Annotated in this window: 16 protein-coding genes; 6 read left to right on the top strand and 10 right to left on the bottom strand. The window is 49.3% G+C overall.

Features of this window, described 5'->3' with window-relative positions:
- Positions 1–40 precede the first annotated feature (40 nt).
- Positions 41–1,240: a ribonuclease D gene (gene rnd, locus HK11_RS05290; RefSeq protein ID WP_086554326.1), complete on the top strand. Its 1,200-nt coding sequence runs from the start codon at positions 41–43 to the stop codon at positions 1,238–1,240.
- Between the two features lie 32 nt (positions 1,241–1,272).
- Here rnd and HK11_RS05285 read toward each other — a convergent pair whose 3' ends face one another.
- The gene (locus HK11_RS05285) at positions 1,273–2,271 is read right to left on the bottom strand and encodes an adenosine kinase (protein ID WP_086554303.1); all 999 of its coding nucleotides are present in this window, start codon (positions 2,269–2,271) and stop codon (positions 1,273–1,275) included.
- 200 nt (positions 2,272–2,471) lie between these two features.
- On the opposite strand from HK11_RS05285, the gene HK11_RS05280 reads away from it, so the two are divergent.
- Complete coding sequence (locus HK11_RS05280; RefSeq protein WP_173559115.1) at positions 2,472–3,176, top strand: polymer-forming cytoskeletal protein; 705 nt, start codon at positions 2,472–2,474, stop codon at positions 3,174–3,176.
- A 58-nt stretch (positions 3,177–3,234) separates the two neighbouring features.
- Here HK11_RS05280 and HK11_RS05275 read toward each other — a convergent pair whose 3' ends face one another.
- Positions 3,235–3,837 (bottom strand): GcrA family cell cycle regulator, encoded by a 603-nt coding sequence (locus tag HK11_RS05275; protein WP_086554302.1) that lies wholly within the window; start codon positions 3,835–3,837, stop codon positions 3,235–3,237.
- Positions 3,838–4,055: 218 nt separating this feature from the next.
- Between HK11_RS05275 and HK11_RS05270 the strand changes: the two genes are divergently transcribed.
- Positions 4,056–5,171 (top strand): S-(hydroxymethyl)glutathione dehydrogenase/class III alcohol dehydrogenase, encoded by a 1,116-nt coding sequence (locus HK11_RS05270; RefSeq protein WP_086554301.1) that lies wholly within the window; start codon positions 4,056–4,058, stop codon positions 5,169–5,171.
- A gap of 73 nt (positions 5,172–5,244) precedes the next feature.
- Here HK11_RS05270 and arsC read toward each other — a convergent pair whose 3' ends face one another.
- The 8 genes from arsC to HK11_RS05230 all read right to left on the bottom strand — a co-directional run bounded on the left by arsC (position 5,245) and on the right by HK11_RS05230 (position 14,132).
- Positions 5,245–5,607, bottom strand: a complete 363-nt coding sequence (gene arsC / locus HK11_RS05265) for an arsenate reductase (glutaredoxin) (protein ID WP_086554300.1) — start codon at positions 5,605–5,607, stop codon at positions 5,245–5,247.
- A gap of 162 nt (positions 5,608–5,769) precedes the next feature.
- Positions 5,770–5,961: a hypothetical protein gene (locus tag HK11_RS05260; protein WP_086554299.1), complete on the bottom strand. Its 192-nt coding sequence runs from the start codon at positions 5,959–5,961 to the stop codon at positions 5,770–5,772.
- An 11-nt stretch (positions 5,962–5,972) separates the two neighbouring features.
- Entirely contained in the window at positions 5,973–7,112 is a 1,140-nt protein-coding gene (gene cydB / locus HK11_RS05255; protein WP_086554298.1) for a cytochrome d ubiquinol oxidase subunit II, read from the bottom strand.
- Between the two features lie 28 nt (positions 7,113–7,140).
- The gene (locus HK11_RS05250; RefSeq protein WP_086554297.1) at positions 7,141–8,739 is read right to left on the bottom strand and encodes a cytochrome ubiquinol oxidase subunit I; all 1,599 of its coding nucleotides are present in this window, start codon (positions 8,737–8,739) and stop codon (positions 7,141–7,143) included.
- Positions 8,740–8,789: 50 nt separating this feature from the next.
- On the bottom strand, positions 8,790–10,475 hold the full coding sequence (cydC, locus tag HK11_RS05245; RefSeq protein WP_086554296.1) for a thiol reductant ABC exporter subunit CydC: 1,686 nt from the start codon (positions 10,473–10,475) through the stop codon (positions 8,790–8,792).
- Positions 10,472–12,163 (bottom strand): thiol reductant ABC exporter subunit CydD, encoded by a 1,692-nt coding sequence (gene cydD / locus HK11_RS05240; protein ID WP_158092783.1) that lies wholly within the window; start codon positions 12,161–12,163, stop codon positions 10,472–10,474. The genes cydC and cydD overlap by 4 nt, the downstream gene beginning before the upstream one ends.
- Positions 12,164–12,392: 229 nt before the next feature.
- A complete protein-coding gene (locus HK11_RS05235) occupies positions 12,393–13,181 on the bottom strand; it encodes a sulfite exporter TauE/SafE family protein (protein WP_086554294.1) in 789 nt (262 codons plus the stop codon).
- A gap of 24 nt (positions 13,182–13,205) precedes the next feature.
- Complete coding sequence (locus tag HK11_RS05230; RefSeq protein WP_086554293.1) at positions 13,206–14,132, bottom strand: MBL fold metallo-hydrolase; 927 nt, start codon at positions 14,130–14,132, stop codon at positions 13,206–13,208.
- A gap of 196 nt (positions 14,133–14,328) precedes the next feature.
- On the opposite strand from HK11_RS05230, the gene HK11_RS05225 reads away from it, so the two are divergent.
- From HK11_RS05225 to HK11_RS05215, 3 genes are all read left to right on the top strand, one after another.
- Positions 14,329–14,988: a peroxiredoxin gene (locus HK11_RS05225; protein ID WP_086554324.1), complete on the top strand. Its 660-nt coding sequence runs from the start codon at positions 14,329–14,331 to the stop codon at positions 14,986–14,988.
- Positions 14,985–15,404 carry a helix-turn-helix transcriptional regulator gene (locus tag HK11_RS05220; RefSeq protein ID WP_086554292.1) on the top strand — a complete coding sequence of 140 codons (420 nt, stop codon included), beginning with the start codon at positions 14,985–14,987 and terminating at the stop codon, positions 15,402–15,404. Before HK11_RS05225 ends, HK11_RS05220 begins: the two co-directional genes overlap by 4 nt.
- A 191-nt stretch (positions 15,405–15,595) precedes the next feature.
- A complete protein-coding gene (locus tag HK11_RS05215; protein ID WP_233127612.1) occupies positions 15,596–17,971 on the top strand; it encodes a TonB-dependent siderophore receptor in 2,376 nt (791 codons plus the stop codon).
- The last annotated feature ends 54 nt before the right edge of the window (positions 17,972–18,025 follow it).

Below are 18,025 nucleotides of genomic sequence, written 5' to 3'. Positions count from 1 at the left end.
CATAACTTCTTTTTTTATATGAATTATGCGAAAAGAGGCTATGCACAAGTTTTCAGTTTCTGATTTTCCTGCCCCTCGCCTGATTTCTGAGACGGACGAACTGGCCGAAGCCGTTGCCCGCCTGCGTCAGGAGCCTTTTCTCACGGTTGATACCGAATTTATGCGTGAGAACACCTACTGGCCTGAGCTATGTCTTGTTCAGATTGGTGGTGCCGCTGAAGTTATTTTGATTGATGCTCTGGCTGAAGGCATAGATCTTGCGCCTCTGGCAGAGCTGTTTGCTGATACATCAGTGATTAAAGTGTTTCACGCTGCCCGTCAGGATCTGGAAATTTTTCTCCATTTGTTTGATGCTCTGCCTGTACCGGTATTCGATACGCAGGTGGCGGCCATGGTCGCGGGGTATGGTGACCAGGTGGGGTATGACAGCCTTGTGGGGTCACTAACCGGGTATGGTATTGATAAAAGCCACCGTTTTACAGACTGGTCAGTGCGCCCTCTCTCTGATGCTCAGCTGAGTTATGCCGCAGGCGATGTGACCTGGTTACGACTGGTATATGAAAAACTGATCAGTAAACTGACGCATGAAGACCGGCTTGACTGGGTCGCTGATGAAATGGCTGAGCTGGCTCTGCCTGAGACGTTTCGTCCTGACCCGGAAAAGCAGTGGGAACGTTTGCGGGCCCGCACCGGCAACCGTCGTATGCTTGGCGTGTTACGTGCGGTGGCTGCATTGCGCGAGCGTGAGGCACAACGTGTTAATGTGCCACGTCAGCGCCTTCTTAAAGATGAAAGCCTGCTCGAAATTGCAGCGACGCAGCCTCTTTCAACTGATGCACTTACGCGGGTCAGAGGTGTTTCGCGCGGGCTGGCAGAAGGGCGTACCGGGCTTGCATTAATTGAGGCTGTTAAACAGGCACAGAAACTGCCTGATGCTGACCTGCCATCTTTGCCTAAAGGGCGTGGTAAAGATTCTAATCGTCCTTCCGGTGCACTTATGGCTCTTCTGAAGGTCCTTCTGGCTGCGGCATGTGAGCAGCATGATGTTGCACCACGACTTGTGGCTTCTGCTGATGAGCTGGAGGCACTGGCACTGGACCCCTCGCAGCCTAATCCGTTACTGGCGGGGTGGCGCCGTAAAATTTTTGGCGAGGCGGCTCTTTCTCTTTGTCAGGGTGAAGTTGCCCTGGCAATTAAAGGAGGGAAAGTTGTTCAGATTCCCTGTGATCCTTCATCCTGAACAGAAGGAAGGATCACAAAGGGCTGATTGCTTCAGATGCTTGTATCAAGCCAGGTATTGGCCAGTGGCCTTGCCCCGACATGTGAAATGATTTCAGAAGCAGCGACAGAGGCCAGGCGTCCGCACTCTGGTAATGTGCGGCCTGATGTCAGGCCTGCCAGGAAACCTGCTGCATAGGCATCACCGGCACCGGTTGTATCAACCACCTGTGTCGGGACGGGTGACACTTTGGTGATAGTGCCATCGTGAATAACCACGCTGCCTTCAGCAGAGCGTGTCAGAGCGGCAAATTTTGTATCCTTCAGTACATGCTGTGCAGCAACGTCAAAGTTCTCAGTTTCGTAAAGTGAGCAGATTTCGTCTTCGTTGGCAAAAAGAATATCGACATGGTTACGTACCAGTTCGAGAAAAGCTTTTCTGTGACGGCTCACGCAAAACGGGTCAGACAGGGAAAGCGCAACCTGACGATTGTTTTCATGGGCCAGGGTAGCAGCCCGGCGAAAAGCTTCCTGCGCGTGCGGGGGGTCAAACAGGTACCCTTCAAGATAAACGATACGTGAAGCAGCGATGACATCAGGCAATACATCATCTGCTGTAAATTGCGTGCATGCCCCCAGGTAAGTTGCCATGGTGCGCTGCCCGTCGGGTGTAACCATGACAATGCATCGCGCTGTAGGCAGGTTTTCGCTGGTCCGTCCATCAAGCGGAGCTGAAGGGAAAGCGACATTATTTTCACTCAGATCTTTAGCAAACTGCACACCGGCTGTATCGCCGGCTACTTTGCCAAGATAAGCAACTTTTGCGCCCAGCTGCGCCGCAACAACGCAGCTGTTAGCAACTGAGCCACCGCCCATAGTGCGTTCTGCATTAAAGCTGGCAGTGAGGTTATCGGCTCGTTCTGCATCAATCAGCGTCATGCTGCCCGGGATGAGATTCTGCTGTTCGAGGAAAGCAGGTGAGACAGTACCTAAAATATCCGTGATCGCATTACCGATCCCGAGGATATCGTATTTAATCTGTTCTGAGTTCATTATACGCTAATATCCCGAAAAAGAGCTGAAAGTTTGTATCGATATACCTGCCGCCACAAAAAGGGCAACAGAAAGACGTAAGCTGTTCTTGCCGCCTGAGTATGTGGCTGTATAACAAATGAGCAAGGTTCATCTTTACTCTGCAGGCAGGGGAACGGTGGGCTTTATTGAAATAAACTGTCTGATAACGGGCAGTCAGTATGGCGGGGGTGTTTTTGTTTAGAAGACGCAAACCAGAAGAAACCAGGCCAGGGACAGCTGGTACAGATAAGCAGACTGATCAGTCTGCACCTGGCGGGCCTAAAGGGTCTTTTGATACTATTTTTTCTCCTTCTGGCGGGTCAAAGCCGTACGCCCCTGGCGGCAATGGAACGTCAGATTCTACTTCAAAACAAGTAAAGGAACCCCCTATGGGTCGTGCTCCTCTTCCTCCTGGCTCTCCGCTCTCTCCTGGCGCTGCCGTTCCTCCTATTCCGGGTGCATCGCGTATGCCTCAGCCACAGGGCCAGATGCAGCAGCCTAAAAAAGAACCTGTTGAACAGCGTACGCTGGTTGTTGGTCGTGGCATCAGCGTTCAGGGCACGGTGCAGGAAGCTGAACGCCTCGTTGTTGAAGGCACAGTTGAATCCAGCATGATCGCAGCGAAAGAGCTGATCGTTATGCCTGGTGGCCTTTTTCGCGGCAGCGTAGAAGTTGAAAGTGCTGAAGTTGCAGGCACAGTTGATGGCACATTAACAGCACGTGGCAGCCTGAGCCTGCGTGCAACCGGCCGTTTACTGGGTAAAGCAGCCTGCCGTCGTCTGAAAGTTGAAGACGGTGGTCAGATTACAGGTCAGCTGGAAATGCTGTCTGATGACAGCAGCAAAAGTTCATTCTCTGCTGATAAAAATAGCTCAGCAGGCTGATATTCCGACTGCATCACCTCTTTCCTTTTAAAGGAAAGAGGTGATGTCCGAAGGGCGATTAGTGACTATCGCGCCTGTCGCGGAGTTTGACATAGGCGATCTGAGCATGCTCACCGCAGTAGGGCTTGCCAGGCAAAGGTGTCGCACCACAAAAATGAAAACCCGGGGTGCCGGGGTCACCTATAGGCCAGCAGCATGACGGACCACGGCGTTTTTTCGTATCGGGGTCTGGTATACGGCTGAGCGCAGGTTTTGTTGCCGGGCGCACTGGCGCACGTTGTACAGGCTCAGGCTTTACAGCTTTAGGTGCGGCGACCTGTACAGGCGCTGCAACGGGAGCAGGTTTTATTTCTTTAGGGGCTTTTGGTTCAGTCGCTGCTGGCCTGGGGGCTGCTTTTGGCTCAGGCCGGGGCTGAGCAGCCGCAGGTTCAGCTGCTTTAGCAGTTTTTGTTTTATCCGCTGTTGAATCGTCTGCCGAAGCAGAGACGGGTTTTTTCTCGCTGCGACGAATGGGAGAAGGACGAGCAGGCAGACCAAGCCTGTGTGCTTTACCAACTACAGCATTTTTTGTGATGGAAAGACGACGGCCAATCTCGGCTGTTGAGAGCCCCTCTGTCCAAAGTTCTTTCAACCGGGAGATTGTTTCCTCGGTCCACTCCATTTATGCTCACCTTAAAATTGTCGTGTTACCAGACAGAGAAACATATTTCTCTTTAGCGCATAGTAGTGTCAGAATGGTTTTTTCTTCAAGCTGAAAGCCGTAAAATCATCAGACAGTTATCAGAATACAGATATATGGTTTTCTGGCAAAGCTGAAAATACCTGCCATAATATGTGTTTATTTTGTTTGTTACACTGTCAGAATGTAAGGGTAGAATAATGGACGTAAAAGCTGCTGTTGCCTTTAAGGCAGGAGAGCCACTCAGAATTGAAACCGTGCAGCTTGGTGCACCCAGAGAGGGTGAAGTGCTGGTTGAAATTAAGGCTACCGGTTTGTGCCATACTGATAAATATACTTTGTCAGGGGCTGACCCTGAAGGGCTTTTCCCGGCGATCCTGGGGCATGAAGGGGCAGGGGTTGTTGTGGAGACCGGGCCAGGTGTCAGGCATCTCAAACCCGGTGATCATGTTATTCCGCTTTATACGCCCGAGTGTCGCGAATGTAAGTCGTGCCTGTCGCGTAAAACAAATTTGTGCACTTCAATTCGGTCTACCCAGGGCAAAGGCCTGATGCCTGATGGTACATCACGCTTTTCGTTTAAGGGGCAACCGGTTCATCATTATATGGGTTGTTCCACATTTGCTAATTATACGGTGCTGCCTGAAATTGCACTGGCTAAAATTCGCCCGGATGCACCCTTCGATAAAGTTTGTTACATCGGGTGTGGTGTAACAACCGGTATTGGTGCCGTTTTGTTCACAGCGCAGGTTGAAGCAGGTTCTACCGTCGTTGTGTTTGGCCTGGGTGGTATCGGGCTGAATGTTATTCAGGGTGCAAAGATGGTTGGTGCCGACCGTATTATCGGTGTCGATCTTAACCCTGCCCGTGAAGAGATTGCCCGTAAATTCGGTATGACCGAGTTTGTAAACCCGGCAGATCTTGGCCCTGGTGGTGATCTTGTCGGACATATTATCGAGATTACCGGCGGGGGCGCTGATTATACATTTGAGTGTGTGGGTAATACGACTCTGATGCGTCAGGCTCTTGAATGTGCACACCGTGGCTGGGGTGTTTCGACAGTTATTGGTGTTGCCGGTGCAGGGCAGGAAATCAGCACCCGTCCGTTCCAGCTGGTAACAGGCCGTCGCTGGATTGGTTCAGCTTTTGGTGGTGCACGCGGGCGTACTGATGTGCCGAAAATTGTTGACTGGTATATGGAAAACCGGATCAATATTGACGATCTTATCACCCATAAAATCCCTCTTGAGCAGATTAACGAGGGTTTTGATATGATGACACGAGGCGAAACAATTCGTACCGTTGTTGAGTACTAAGCCGCAGCGAGCATGAGTTTAGAAAAAAGGAAGCCCCCGAAAGAGGGCTTCCTTTTTTTATATCTGAAAAAAATTATTTTTCAGCGTTTGAAAGCACTTCGAAAAGTAACTCTTTAGGGCGGCATACACGGGTGCCTAAGGGGGTTGTCACAACAGGACGGTTCAATAGCTCAGGGTGTTGTGCAATTGCATCGAGCAGACTTTCATCAGAGAGGCTTTTGTCTGCCAGGTTCAGAGAGGTATATAGCTCCCCTTTAGGGCGAACAAATGTACGGGCCGGCTGGTTGCTTGTCGCCAGCATGGTATTCAGTTGTTCGCGTGTAGGCGGGGTTTTCAGGTAAAGTATAATTTCAGGCTCTGTACCTGCTTCACGTATCATGTTGAGAACGGTGCGTGACGTGCTGCAGGCAGGGTTGTGATAAAGAGTAACAGTCATAAGGTATTTTCCTTCTTTATCATTGCAGCATATCACGCACTCTCAGAGAGTCGAATGACTGTTAACGGAAAAAACGTCGCATAATAAAATAGGCGATTCCGTAAAAAGAAAGATAAAGAAAAGGAATAAAGAAAATAATATTTTCAGGATCTGTCAGCATTACTAAACCTCCTGATCATCTGAGGCGGTTTCCTGAGCATCGAACAGGATAGCGCCGGCACCAGAGATGAGAATAATCATTACAGTGCCAATGACCCAGGCAAAATACCAGGGGCCCTGATCACCTACAAAAACAGCAAAAAGCAGTGCAACAACCAGAACAGCTGCAAGACCTGCCAGGCGTAAAAATTGCATAGTATGTCTCCTCAATAGCTGTGTGGATCGTTGGCGACCTCAGCTGTGCTGACCTTGCCCCGCATGACATAATAACACCATGAGGTGTAAGTAATGATCAGTGGTATGAAAATGGTGCTGACAATTAACATGCATGTAAGCCCGTAAAGGCTGCCGGTGCTGTTCCATAATGTCAGACTCTGATCAGGCTTTGTTGTGGAAGGCATGAGGAACGGAAACATTGCCGCAGCCACAGTGCCGATAACGCCAACCCAGGCACTCATGCCGCACCACCATGCCAGAACGGTTTTTTTGAGTGTAACCAAAGCCGAGCCACATATCATGCTGGCCAGCCCTGCAACAGGCAGAAGCCACAGCACAGGGTGTGCTGAGTAGTTAAGCAGCCATGCTCCTGCTGCTCTTGCAACATGCTGTCCATGCAGCGGGTTTGCAGGCATGGCGGTATTCACAGGTTCTGTAAGCATAAAACCCTGCATAAAGCAGATAAATACACCACCGGCGGCAAATAAAAATGCTGCCAGTACACCTGCGATCCGTGAGAAATTTCTGGCCCGGCTATAAATAGGGTCGTTACTGCGCAGCATAAGCATAACGCCACCCTGGTAAACACTCAGAGAAACAGAGAGCAGACCACACAGAATGACAAAAGGGTTGAGCAGATAAGAAATAAAAGAGCTGTCCTGGTAATATTGGCCTGTCCAGCTGAAATGGTAACCAACACCACTAAGGATGTTGCCAAAGGCAGCACCATAAATAAACATTGGTAAGAAACCAGAGATCAGGAAGGTCCAGTCCCAGCTGGCCCGCCAGCGGGTGCTATCTGCTTTTGAGCGGTATTCAAATGCGACAGGACGAAGAATCATGCTGAATAACAGCATAATCATAACAAGATAAAAAACTGAAAAAGAAGTGGCGTAAAGAGTGGGAAATGCCGCAAAAATTGCGCCGCCACCTAAGACAAACCAGACCTGATTACCGTCCCAGTGTGGGCCAATAATGTTCAGCATCGTGCGGCGTTCAGCATCATCTTTGCCCACAAAGCGCAGAAGCGTGCCAACGCCCATATCCATCCCAACCATAAGGGCGAGACCAATCATGAGAAGGCACAGAATGCCCCCCCAGATCAGCTTGAGAATGGTATAAATATCCATAATAAAGTCCTTTCCCTTCTCACGTTTTTCAGTGTGCTGCGGGAGCGGCGGCGTTATGTGACAGAGCAGATGTGCCGTGTGTATCGTGCTCATCAGGTCCAAGGCGGGCAAATTTAAACATCAGATAAAGTTCAGCCGCGATGAAGATACTGTAAAGGAGGGCAAAGCCAGCCAGTGAAATGGCCATATATGTTACGCTATGCGTGGATGATGACAGAAAGGTTGGCAGTCTGTTAAAAACTGTCCAGGGCTGACGGCCGGCTTCAGCCGTAATCCATCCAAACTCGGTAGCCAGAACAGGCAGAGGGATAGACCACATGCACAGGTGTAAAATCCAGCGGTTGCGTTCGAGTTGTTTTTTAAGGCTGAGATAGGCAGACACAGCAAACAAAAGAAAGAAGGACAGACCCAGAAAAACCATAAGTCTGAAAGACCAGAAAACAACAAAAACATTAGGCAGGATAGCAGGTTTTGTGGCTTCTACGACTTTATTTACTTCGTCCGGAGAGATGTTGGTGACATCCTGACCTGGTGCAAATTGTGTGGCCAGGAAACCAAACCCAAGATCTTCTTTGTGCTGACGGAAAGCATCCAGATCAGTCTGATCATGTGTCTGACCATAGCGTTTTAAAGCCGAGAGCGCTTCGATGCCAGAGCGAATATGAGGCTCGGCTTCATTTTGTAGCTCATGCATGCCGGTAATCGGCTTATCAAACTCATGTGTAATTAGTGGTGTCAGAACGTATGGGACACCGATTTCAAGGTAGTTCGTCTGCTTTTCATTATCAGGTAAAGCAAAAAGAAGCCAGGGGGCATAAGGTGGCTGGCTGGTTTCCCACAACCCTTCAATAGCGGCAATTTTTGTCGGCTGTTTTTCGTAATCCATGCGGCCAAGAACATCACCCAGAGTGATTACAGCTACAGTTGAAATAATGCCAAACAAGGCAGCCATACGAAAAGACCGGGCAGCGAATTGTCTGTGTTGTTTACGTAAAAGATAAAAAGAGCTGATACCCATGACGAATAAGGAGGCACATACGTAACCAGCAACTGACGTATGAACAAATTTAGCCTGCGCGTCAGGGTTGAAAACAACTTTTACAAAACTGTCGAATTGCAAACGCATTGTTTCAGGGTCAAAGTGCGTGCCTTCAGGGACGTTCATGCTCGCATTGGCAATCAGAATCCACAAAGCTGAGAGGTTTGATCCCAAAGCAACCAGATATGTTATGGCAAGGTGAGCTGGTTTACTCAGGCGGTCCCATCCAAAAAACATCATGCCGACAAAGGTAGACTCCATAAAAAAGGCCATCAGACCTTCAATGGCAAGTGGTGTACCAAACATGTCGCCAAAATATCGTGAATACATGGACCAGTTGGTGCCGAATTCGAACTCCATGGTGATGCCGGTAGCAACGCCAAGTGCGAAATTGATACCAAAGAGCTTTCCCCAGAACATTGCCATGTCTTTGTAAATTTTGCGGCCGGTTACGACATAAACAGTTTCCATGGCAGCAAGCATAAATGTCAGTCCCAGTGTCAGAGGAACAAACATAAAGTGATAGAGAGCTGTAAGTGCAAACTGAAACCGTGAAAGCTCTACAACGGTTGGGTCGATCATATCCATTTAAAAAAATCCTTTAAAAATCATAAAAAACAATATTTTTTAAGGCATGATTATATCTCCTCTGCCGGATGAAACTGACCGTTTCTGATCTGAATCGCTCTGGTCATAAACGGCAGAACTGATCGTCTGTGAGTTATGCAGATCAGTGTCATATCCGGCCTTGCCTGTATGAGGTTTGTCAGAACAGTCTTTTCCGTTTCTGCATCAAGCCCTTCTGTAGGCTCATCGAGAATGAGCCATGGGGTTTTGCGCAGTAGTATCTGTGCGAGGCAGAGCCTTCTCGCCTGACCTCCTGATATCTGAAAACCTTCGTTACCAACGGCAGTTTCCAGTCCATGTGGTGTATTGTTAAGCCAGTCTGTCAGGCCTGCAGTTTGCAGCGCCTGCATTATGTCGGATTCGGTTGCCTGTGGGCTTGCCAGAAGCATGTTGTCACGAACCGTGCCATTAAAAAGGTGAAAATTCTGTGGAGCAACACTGATTTTTTCAGCCAGTGTTTCGCTTTGCATATCGCAGATATCATGCTCACCTACATGACAGCTGCCTGCTTCAAAGGGGTAGAAGCGAAAAAGAATTTGAATGAGAGAACTTTTCCCGGTGCCAGAAGGGCCGATCAGTGCAACACGTTCTCCTTTTTGGATATTCAGGCTGGCATGCCGAAAGATCCACTGTTCTGACCCGGGGTAGCGGAATGAAAGATCAGAAATTTCCAGAAAATCGGCATTGTCAGGATGAACCGGGTGAATGGGAGCTGTCACAAGAGGGGGGGTCATACAGGCATCATATAGTCGTTGTGCTGCGAGCTTTGTGCGGCTTAGCAGTTGCCTGGCCGCAGGCAGAGGAGTGATGATGTCAAATGCGGTAAGACACCCCAGAACCAGCATGGGCACTTCTGGTAATGACAGGTAGCTTTTATGAAAAGAATTTGTTGCGACAAGAAGAACAGCAAGGCTTGTCACCGTGGTGCATAGTGTCGTTAACCCGCGGGCGGCACTTTCGGTGGCGGCCATAAGGCGATGTGAACGATTAAGTTTGAGCTGCTTTTCAGTAAACTGTATGTGCAGATGGCGGGTGGCGGCAGGCGCCAGATATTCACCTGTTGCAGCAATCAGGTCGGCCAGGTCGGTACGGTTCTGACTGTGGAGGGTAGTCAGGGTGACTGCCAGCCGGTCAGAAATCAGGCCGGTAATATAAGGCAGGATCAGGCCACTGAAGAGTAGTCCCGTTGCAAGGCACAACGCTGCCTGTGGAGAAAAAATAGCCATTATGAGCACGAACAGGCTGCCGCAGACGACTGCTCTGATATAAGGCAACAAAGTGCTGGTATAATGCTGCCCTATCAGGTCTGTGTCAGTTACAAAGCGTGAAAGCAGGTCACCTCCCCGGCGGTTATGCAGCCCTGCAGGCGCCTGTGGTGCCAGGCAGTGGTAGCACCAGCTACGCAGCTGGCCCATAACTCTCAAGGCACCATCATGAGTGATAAGTTTTTCACCATAGCGCGAGAGAATGCGCAGCATTGCAAAGAAGCGCACACCTGTCGCGGGTAGCAAAATATTAAAAGCCTGCTGTGCAGCAACTCCGCTTATGCCTGCTACAGCAGCTCCGGCCAGCAACCACCCTGATAAAAAGAGCAGCCCAAAGCTTGCCAGTGCGGCAAGACACGCCAGCATTATGCCAAATATCATGTAAAGCCGGACGGATTTTGTGAGTGAAGGCAGACGACGCAGGGGGGTCATGCGACTGCCCTCTCAGTAAGTGCGGAGAGACTGCCCTTTTCGTTGATATGTAAAACCTGCTGCGCTGCAGAAATGAGTTTTTGATCATGTGTAGCGACAAGAACGATGCGCGTTTTCGCACAGCTTTTCAGCATCTCAATAATGATGTCAGCAGTATCGGGATCAAGGTTCGCTGTTGGTTCATCCAGGCAGAGTATATCGGGGTTACGCAACAGGGCCCGGGCCAGGCTGAGGCGTCTGATCTGCCCGCCGGAAAGACGGGCGCCCCGTTCACCGGCCTGAGTATTAAAGCCTTCTGGCAGTGTCATGATGAAATCGAAAATCCCAGCCTGCCGCATGGCATTTTTCAGGTCATCATCAGTGGCTTCCGGTGCGCCCAGGCGCAGGTTGTCAGCAATGCTGCCAAAGGCCATAAGCGGGCGCTGGGGAACCCATGCTATGTTTTCTTCTGTCAGGGGGTGTTGTGCCCCTCCAGCATCGTATGCTGCAACAGAACCTGAACGGAGAGGTAAAAAACCCATTAAAGTATAGAGTAATGTGGTTTTACCGCTGCCACTTTCGCCACTCACTGCAGTGAGCTGTCCTTTTCTTATTTCTGCACTGATCTGCTTCAGGATAAGTGCTTTTTCATAAGATGCAGAAATATCATTAAGCTTTAGCATCGTAACAGGTGCTGCTGATGACACAGGTTCTGAGGTGCTTTGACGCGCGACCGCATATTCAGGCAGAGTAAAAAGGGTCTGGAGTTGTTTTGCTGCGGCCATAGCATTTTGTCTGGCGTGATAGCTGGATGAGAAATTGCGCAGAGGAATGAAATATTCAGGTGCCAGGACCAGAACAATAAAGGCTGAACGAAAATCAGCAGTGCCGGCCAGCAGGCGAGAGCCAAAGATAACTGCAACCATCGCAACAGAAAGGCTGGCAAAAAATTCGAGAGTTGCAGATGTCAGAAAAGCGACGCGCATGACAGAAAATGTTGCGTGGCGGTGTGCTTCGGTCTGACGTTCAAGACGGGTGATACTGTTTGTTGTCTGTCCATTCAGGCGCAGGGTCATGAGCCCCCGCAAAGAGTCAAGGAAGGATGACCCCATCAGCACAAGCTGTGTCCACTGGCGGTCCATTATGCTTTGTGCGTTGTAGCCGACCAGAACCATAAAAAAAGGAATAAGGGGCCCGGTGCAGGCCAGAATTGCAAAGCTCCAGATATCAAAGTGAAACACAATGCCAAGAATCACGATGGGGAGCACGACCATCATGACCGCGCGTGGAATATATTGTGAAAAATAAGGCTCAAGCGCTTCGGCAGCTTCTGTCATGGTGGTGATAAGCTGCCCGGCTGGCTGTTTGGCGCACCCTGCAGGGCCGGCTTTGGTCAGATGAATGAGGGCATCGCGCTGAACGGAAGCGCTGATGTGCAGCCCTCCTTCTTTGCCGGTCATATCTGCCAGCCACTGAAAAATAAAACTGCTGACAGAGAGAGCAAGAATGATGATGCAGTCTGTAACTGATGTGTCGAGAGGCTGCCCTTTGAATGTCAGATTATCGACAAGAGCGGCAAGATCGCAGAGCTGTAAAATGAAGAGTATACAGGCAATGCTGCTGGTTGCAGCAGAAAGCATCAGCCATGTGCGGGCCCGGCGTGTCAGGTCTTTGAGATATGATCCTGTTTGTTGCTGAGTCGCTTGCATGGAGAGCCATCCTGTAAAACAGACCATAATGGTATTATAATTTAATAAATAAATAAATAAATAAAATAATTAAAAATTAACGGCCAGACAGGCGCTGTCATAAACTGTTGCCAGGGGCTAATGTTTCGATAAAAAATCGACTTTTATTATTTTGTTAAGTTTTTTGGTTACATGCAAGTACTATTTTTGTTTTTAAAGTGCAGTAAGGTAAAGTGTAACATATTGTTAATTAAAATGATAATGCACTTACGCCCTGCCAGATCATGTAGGCTGCAACCATAAAAATAATACAGGCAAATAATGTTGTCAGTTGCCCGCTTTTGCCGGCCATGCGTCTGGCAAGGCGCATTCCGCCAACGCTGCCAAGTGCACCCCCCAGAACAAAGAGTGCTGCAAGTTGCCAGTCTATGTAGCCTGAGAGCATGTAGCTGACAGCGGTTGTAAGCCCAAATGCAGCCACCGCGACAAGAGATGTGCCAACAGCGTTAAGAATAGGCATATTTGTTGAGGCCACCAGGCCAGGAACAATCAGAAAGCCGCCGCCAATACCAAAAAAGCCAGACAGTATGCCTGTGCCAATACCAAATCCGGCAACTTTCCCGATATTATGGCGGTTGCAGCTTGCTCCCGGGGTGCCGGTTTTGCGTCTGCCGTGCAGCATGATGCCGCCAACGATCACCATAAGTATTGCAAAGCAGAGCAGAAGGTGTTGCCCGTTAACGGCTTTTCCTGCCGCTGCTCCTGCAAAAGCACCAAGGATGCCGCATGATGCGTAGATCGCAGCGCAGCGCCATTTTACGGTGCCCTGTTTTGCATGCTGTGCGAGGCCAACCAGAGCATTAAGCGCTACGGCAAGCGCGCTGGTGCCCAGGGCAACGTGCGGGTTTGAGACTCCGACAAGGTAAACCATTAACGGGACAGCCAGAATTGAGCCGCCTCCGCCGATGAGTCCCAGGGTGAATCCAACGAGTGTTCCTGAAAAAATTTCAAGAAGAATATGGAAGAAGGGGGCGGTCATGCTAACGGTATATAGTTCTTGAAATTAAAGTTTATTAACAGGAATTTTGATATAGCTGGTGCCGTTATCATCTGGTTCAGGCATATGACCGCCGCGTATATTCACCTGGACTGAGGGCATGATGAGGGTTGGCAGGTTGAGTGTAGCATCGCGGTTAGTGCGCATTTTAACGAAATTTTCTTCCGTAATGCCGTCGTGCACATGGATGTTGTGTGCCCGTTCTGCCTCAATTGTTGTTTCCCAGGCAAACTGATCACGGCCTTCAGCTTTATAATCATGGCATAGAAAAACACGGGTTTTACCGGGCAGAGAGAGCAGGCGGCGGATGGAGCGGAACAAAGTCGTCGCGTTGCCTCCGGGAAAATCCGCGCGGGCAGTGCCATAATCAGGCATAAACAGAGTGTCGCCAATAAAAGCGGCATCGCCAATAACAAAGGCCATATCTGCTGGTGTATGACCCGGAACGTGCAGAACGGTAACATTCAGATTGCCAATTCTGAACTGATCGCCATCATGAAATAGTTTATCAAACTGAGAGCCGTCGCGTGCAAAGCGCGTATCAGCATTAAAGATTTTACCAAATACTTCCTGAACGGTGATGATCTGAGCGCCTATTCCCAGTTTTCCGCCAAGCTGCTCCTGCAGCCAGGGGGCTGCTGAAAGGTGGTCTGCGTGGGCATGGGTTTCGAGCTGCCATTCAACGTGCAGGTCATTTTCTTTGACGTAGCTGACAATATTCTGTGCTGAACTGAAACTGGTGCGCCCCGAAGCGGGGTCATAGTCGAGTACGCTGTCAATGATGGCTGCAGATTTTGTTGACGGGTCGTGCACAACGTGGCTGGCTGTAAATGTTGCCTGGTCAAAGAATGTTCTGACAACCGGGCGCAGCTCATTGTTTGCAAGTGCATTAAGAATCTGGCTGGCTGCTAAATTCAGAGAGGTATCTGTCATCAGAAGCATCCTTAGTTAAAGAATTAAATTAAGTATGTATTTTGGTGTTTTTAAAGAGTAAAACATGCTCCGTCAAGGAGATGTTATGATGGTTAAGAAAATCTCCTGTAGCAATATACAGAAAATCTCTTGTGATGGTACACTTCCTGAGTAAAAGCTAAAAGATATTAAGTTTAAGATGAACGAAGGACGCCGTATGAATGACAGTTTACAGGACACATGCCCTCTTTATCATTCAGGCTCGTCTCTCAGAATAGGTGAGCTGGCACCGGATTTTGTTGCCAGAACCAATCATGGCCAGCTTACGCTAAGCGCATTGCGTGGGAAATGGGTGATGCTTTTTGCGCATCCGGCTGATTTTACCCCTGTCTGCACAAGTGAGTTTATTACTCTGGCGCGTATGACGCCGCAGTTCTCTGCTCTTAACTGTGTATTACTTGGTGTTTCTGTTGATAGTCTTCCTTCGCATATTGCGTGGGTCGAATCGATCAGAGAACGTTTTGGGGTGGAGATTCCATTTCCTATCATTGAAGATCCTTCAATGGCGATTGCCCGCGCGTATGGCATGCTTGATAGCTCATCACAGAATAGTGTTACGGTCAGGGCGGTTTATATGATTGATCCTGATGGCGTTGTGCAGGCTATGACATGGTACCCTTATGCCGTAGGGCGCTGTGTGCAGGAGATGCTGCGGCTTTTGCAGGCTTTGCAGAGGGTCGCCGGAGGGGATGCTCTGACACCTGAAGGCTGGCAGCCCGGAGATGATGTTTTGCAGCCGCAGGTTCAGGTGCAGCAGGACATCACAGCTATCGGCCCGGAATGGTTTATGAAAATGGAAGGGGAACAGAAAAAATGACACCGCTGCTGCTGGAAGAAGCCAGGCTTGTTGTCGAGCGTCTTAAATTGTTTGCTCAGCCACAGCGCCTCATTATTGTCGATGTACTGCTTAGAGGAGGTCCCCTTGCTGTAAGTGAACTTGAAGTACGCACTGGTATAGGCCAGCCGACGCTAAGCCAGCAGCTGGGTACATTGCGTCGGGCGGACATTATAGTGCCGCGTCGTGAGTCCAGGGCTATTTATTATAGTCTGGCCAGCAGAGAGGAAGAGCGGAGGGCGCGCGCCCTGATTGGTCTTTTACGAGCTGATCAGGATACGGTTTTGCCGCAGGTTCAGCCGGCAACTTCTCCTGCGATGCCGGCCACTCAGTCAGTTCATAAAAATGGCGGAGGAGGGGCGCAGTTTGCATATATTTGCTCTCCTTCTAAAAAATGAATTGTCAGTTTCTGCTGATATTCAGATAAATCTGCCAGGTCAGTGATAGCCGTGTTAATTTTGCAACGGATTGTGGTGGAAGTTTAGTTTCTGCGAAAAACTCTCAACTCCGCCAGTTGCAAATGATTATCATTATTTGCTAAGGCCTGCATCAGAAATTAGAGATGTGTTTGCTTTCTGAGGCGGGTAGAATGAGTGAGATAAAACGGGGTTATCTGGCACCAGTATCGTGTATTGGTGCCCTTTTGTTTTCTGTGCAGGCTGTAGCTGCCAGCAATGATGCTGCAAAAATTGATAAAAAGCGTGATGTTAAACGCGCCCATGCTCACAAAGTTGCAAAAAAAAATGTAGCTGCCCCGCAGGAAGAAGGTATTGCCGGTGAAGAAGAAAGGCTGACTGTCACAGGGCACGGCTTTAATACGATGCATCAGTCTCTCGGGATGTCCCGTCTCCCGCAGGATGTGATGCATACACCACAAAACATTAACGTGGTGCCTCAGGTGCTGATGCGTCAGCAAAACGTTAAATCACTGACTGAAGCTCTGCGTAATGTACCCGGCGTTACAGCTTCTATCGGTGAGGGTGCGGGTGGCATGAATGGCGACCAGTTTCTGATCAGAGGCTTCCAGGCTCAGAATGATATTTATGAAGATGGTCTGAGAGATTTCGGTGTGTATTCACGTGATTCATTTGATTATGAATCGGTGTCGGTGATTAAGGGGCCGTCTTCTGAAGTGTTTGGTAATGGCACGACAGGTGGTGCTATTAACATGACCACTAAAACCCCAGGCCTTGATAACCGTTACGCAGCAGAGTTTACAGGCGGTTCAGGCAGTTTTTACCGTGGCACGCTCGACTTTAACCAGAAGCTTGATGATTCTACAGCCATCCGTATCACGGGTATGGGCAGCGAAAATAATGTTGTCGGGCGTGACTTCATTTATTCACATCGCTGGGGTGTTGCGCCATCAATAGCATTTGGTCTTGGTAAGCGCGCAACGCTGATTTTGCAGTATATGCACCAGCAGGAAAATTCTATTCCTGACTTTGGTGTTCCTGTTGTTACAAAACCGGGAACATCTGTTGCTAAGCCGATTACTGAATACGGTATAAGACGCACGAACTGGTATGGCACTGATAACGATCAGAATGCGACCAATGATAATATGGAAACAGCACGTTTTACCTATAAGCTTAATCGTCATATTACTTTTTATGACGATCTGCGTGGTGGCCAGTATTATCGTACATTCGCAGCGTCTAAGGCGACCTGCGATACAACCTGTGTGAATAATTATTTCAATGGTGACCCGGCGGCCGCTCTTGTTGCGCGTTCAGGCCCGACGGGAGCCGGTGCCGGCCTGGGTGCCGGTACATTTTACGCCCCATTGCCTTATGAGCAGAGAAGCTGGTCTGTGCAGAACGTCGCTTCTATGCTCGCCAATTTTCATACGGGCTTCTTAAGGCATCAGGTTGTTGCGGGTGTTGATATTGAGCGCGTGAACGATGTGCGCTCACAATCGACCTATACAAAAGCAAAGCCCTATGCCAGCCTGGTTAACCCTAACCCTTATGTTGGTAACCTTGGGCTTGTGCCCGGTGAGTCAAACCCTGGCGGGCTTGTAAACCTTAATGGTCTGGGCGCAAAACCACATAGTAATGGTTATGGTTTTGATACGGGTCTGTTTTTATATGACCAGATATGGTTTACAGACTGGCTGTCTGTTAAAGGCGGCTTCCGCTGGGACCGCTGGCAGACGGCGTACAGTCTGACAGGTGGCGATACGGCTAAATATCCCGACAAGCACATGCGTAGTGTTGAAGGGGTCTTTAACCCTAACGCGAGCCTGATTATTACGCCTGATGCACATCAGACCTATTATTTCACCTGGGCAAATTCGACCACTCCTACAGGTATGTATGTAACAAACGGGTCTGTGCCTATTCGTCCGGGTACCAGCTCTTTTGCAGCACCTGAAAAAGCGCAGCTCTATGAAGTAGGTGCAAAGTACAGCCTGCTGCATGACAGGCTTGGCGCTTCAGTTTCTCTGTTCCGTCTTGATAAAGGCAATGCGTATTATACAGACCCGGTGACTGGTAATGTCAGTGGCTCATCAGACCGCCTGAGAAACCAGGGGATGGAGCTGTCTGTGGGTGGTATTATTCTGCCAGGCTGGAATATTTCAGCAACATATGCCCTGTATGACAGTAAGGTTATGTCGTCCGCTACGGCTGCTTCAGTCGGTAAAAATCTGCAATATGTGCCACATAATCAGGCAACATTGTGGACGGCGTATAACGCGTTCGCTAATAAGCCTTATAATATCATGATCGGCGGTGGTGTAACCTGGCGCCAGCACGTCTGGCTGAATAACACGAACACGGCAAAAGTGCCGGCTAACCTTGATTTCAGTGCGATGATCTCTCACCGCTTTGACCGTCACTGGAAGATTTCAATGAACGGGTATAACCTCGCAAACAGACTGAACTATCAGAGCCTGTTCTCGAACAGGGCTACGCCGTCAGCCGGGCGTATGTTCCTTGGAGAGGTGAGTTTTACTTACTAAAACAGTCCGTTATTTTGTATGAGGGGATTGTAAACCTCTCATACAAAATCTGCT

It is taken from the genome of Acetobacter sp. DmW_043, assembly GCF_002153485.1.
Taxonomy (GTDB): domain Bacteria; phylum Pseudomonadota; class Alphaproteobacteria; order Acetobacterales; family Acetobacteraceae; genus Acetobacter; species Acetobacter thailandicus.
This window is presented reverse-complemented; position numbering and strand designations above follow the sequence as displayed.

What these genes read in the sequence shown, in the direction of transcription:
- rnd (WP_086554326.1), top strand. Translation starts at nt 41, where the DNA reads ATGCACAAGTTTTCAGTTTCTGATTTTCCTGCCCCTCGCCTGATTTCT.
- HK11_RS05285 (WP_086554303.1), bottom strand. Translation starts at nt 2,271, where the DNA reads ATGAACTCAGAACAGATTAAATACGATATCCTCGGGATCGGTAATGCG.
- HK11_RS05280 (WP_173559115.1), top strand. Translation starts at nt 2,472, where the DNA reads ATGGCGGGGGTGTTTTTGTTTAGAAGACGCAAACCAGAAGAAACCAGG.
- HK11_RS05275 (WP_086554302.1), bottom strand. Translation starts at nt 3,837, where the DNA reads ATGGAGTGGACCGAGGAAACAATCTCCCGGTTGAAAGAACTTTGGACA.
- HK11_RS05270 (WP_086554301.1), top strand. Translation starts at nt 4,056, where the DNA reads ATGGACGTAAAAGCTGCTGTTGCCTTTAAGGCAGGAGAGCCACTCAGA.
- arsC (WP_086554300.1), bottom strand. Translation starts at nt 5,607, where the DNA reads ATGACTGTTACTCTTTATCACAACCCTGCCTGCAGCACGTCACGCACC.
- HK11_RS05260 (WP_086554299.1), bottom strand. Translation starts at nt 5,961, where the DNA reads ATGCAATTTTTACGCCTGGCAGGTCTTGCAGCTGTTCTGGTTGTTGCA.
- cydB (WP_086554298.1), bottom strand. Translation starts at nt 7,112, where the DNA reads ATGGATATTTATACCATTCTCAAGCTGATCTGGGGGGGCATTCTGTGC.
- HK11_RS05250 (WP_086554297.1), bottom strand. Translation starts at nt 8,739, where the DNA reads ATGGATATGATCGACCCAACCGTTGTAGAGCTTTCACGGTTTCAGTTT.
- cydC (WP_086554296.1), bottom strand. Translation starts at nt 10,475, where the DNA reads ATGACCCCCCTGCGTCGTCTGCCTTCACTCACAAAATCCGTCCGGCTT.
- cydD (WP_158092783.1), bottom strand. Translation starts at nt 12,163, where the DNA reads ATGCAAGCGACTCAGCAACAAACAGGATCATATCTCAAAGACCTGACA.
- HK11_RS05235 (WP_086554294.1), bottom strand. Translation starts at nt 13,181, where the DNA reads ATGACCGCCCCCTTCTTCCATATTCTTCTTGAAATTTTTTCAGGAACA.
- HK11_RS05230 (WP_086554293.1), bottom strand. Translation starts at nt 14,132, where the DNA reads ATGACAGATACCTCTCTGAATTTAGCAGCCAGCCAGATTCTTAATGCA.
- HK11_RS05225 (WP_086554324.1), top strand. Translation starts at nt 14,329, where the DNA reads ATGAATGACAGTTTACAGGACACATGCCCTCTTTATCATTCAGGCTCG.
- HK11_RS05220 (WP_086554292.1), top strand. Translation starts at nt 14,985, where the DNA reads ATGACACCGCTGCTGCTGGAAGAAGCCAGGCTTGTTGTCGAGCGTCTT.
- HK11_RS05215 (WP_233127612.1), top strand. Translation starts at nt 15,596, where the DNA reads ATGAGTGAGATAAAACGGGGTTATCTGGCACCAGTATCGTGTATTGGT.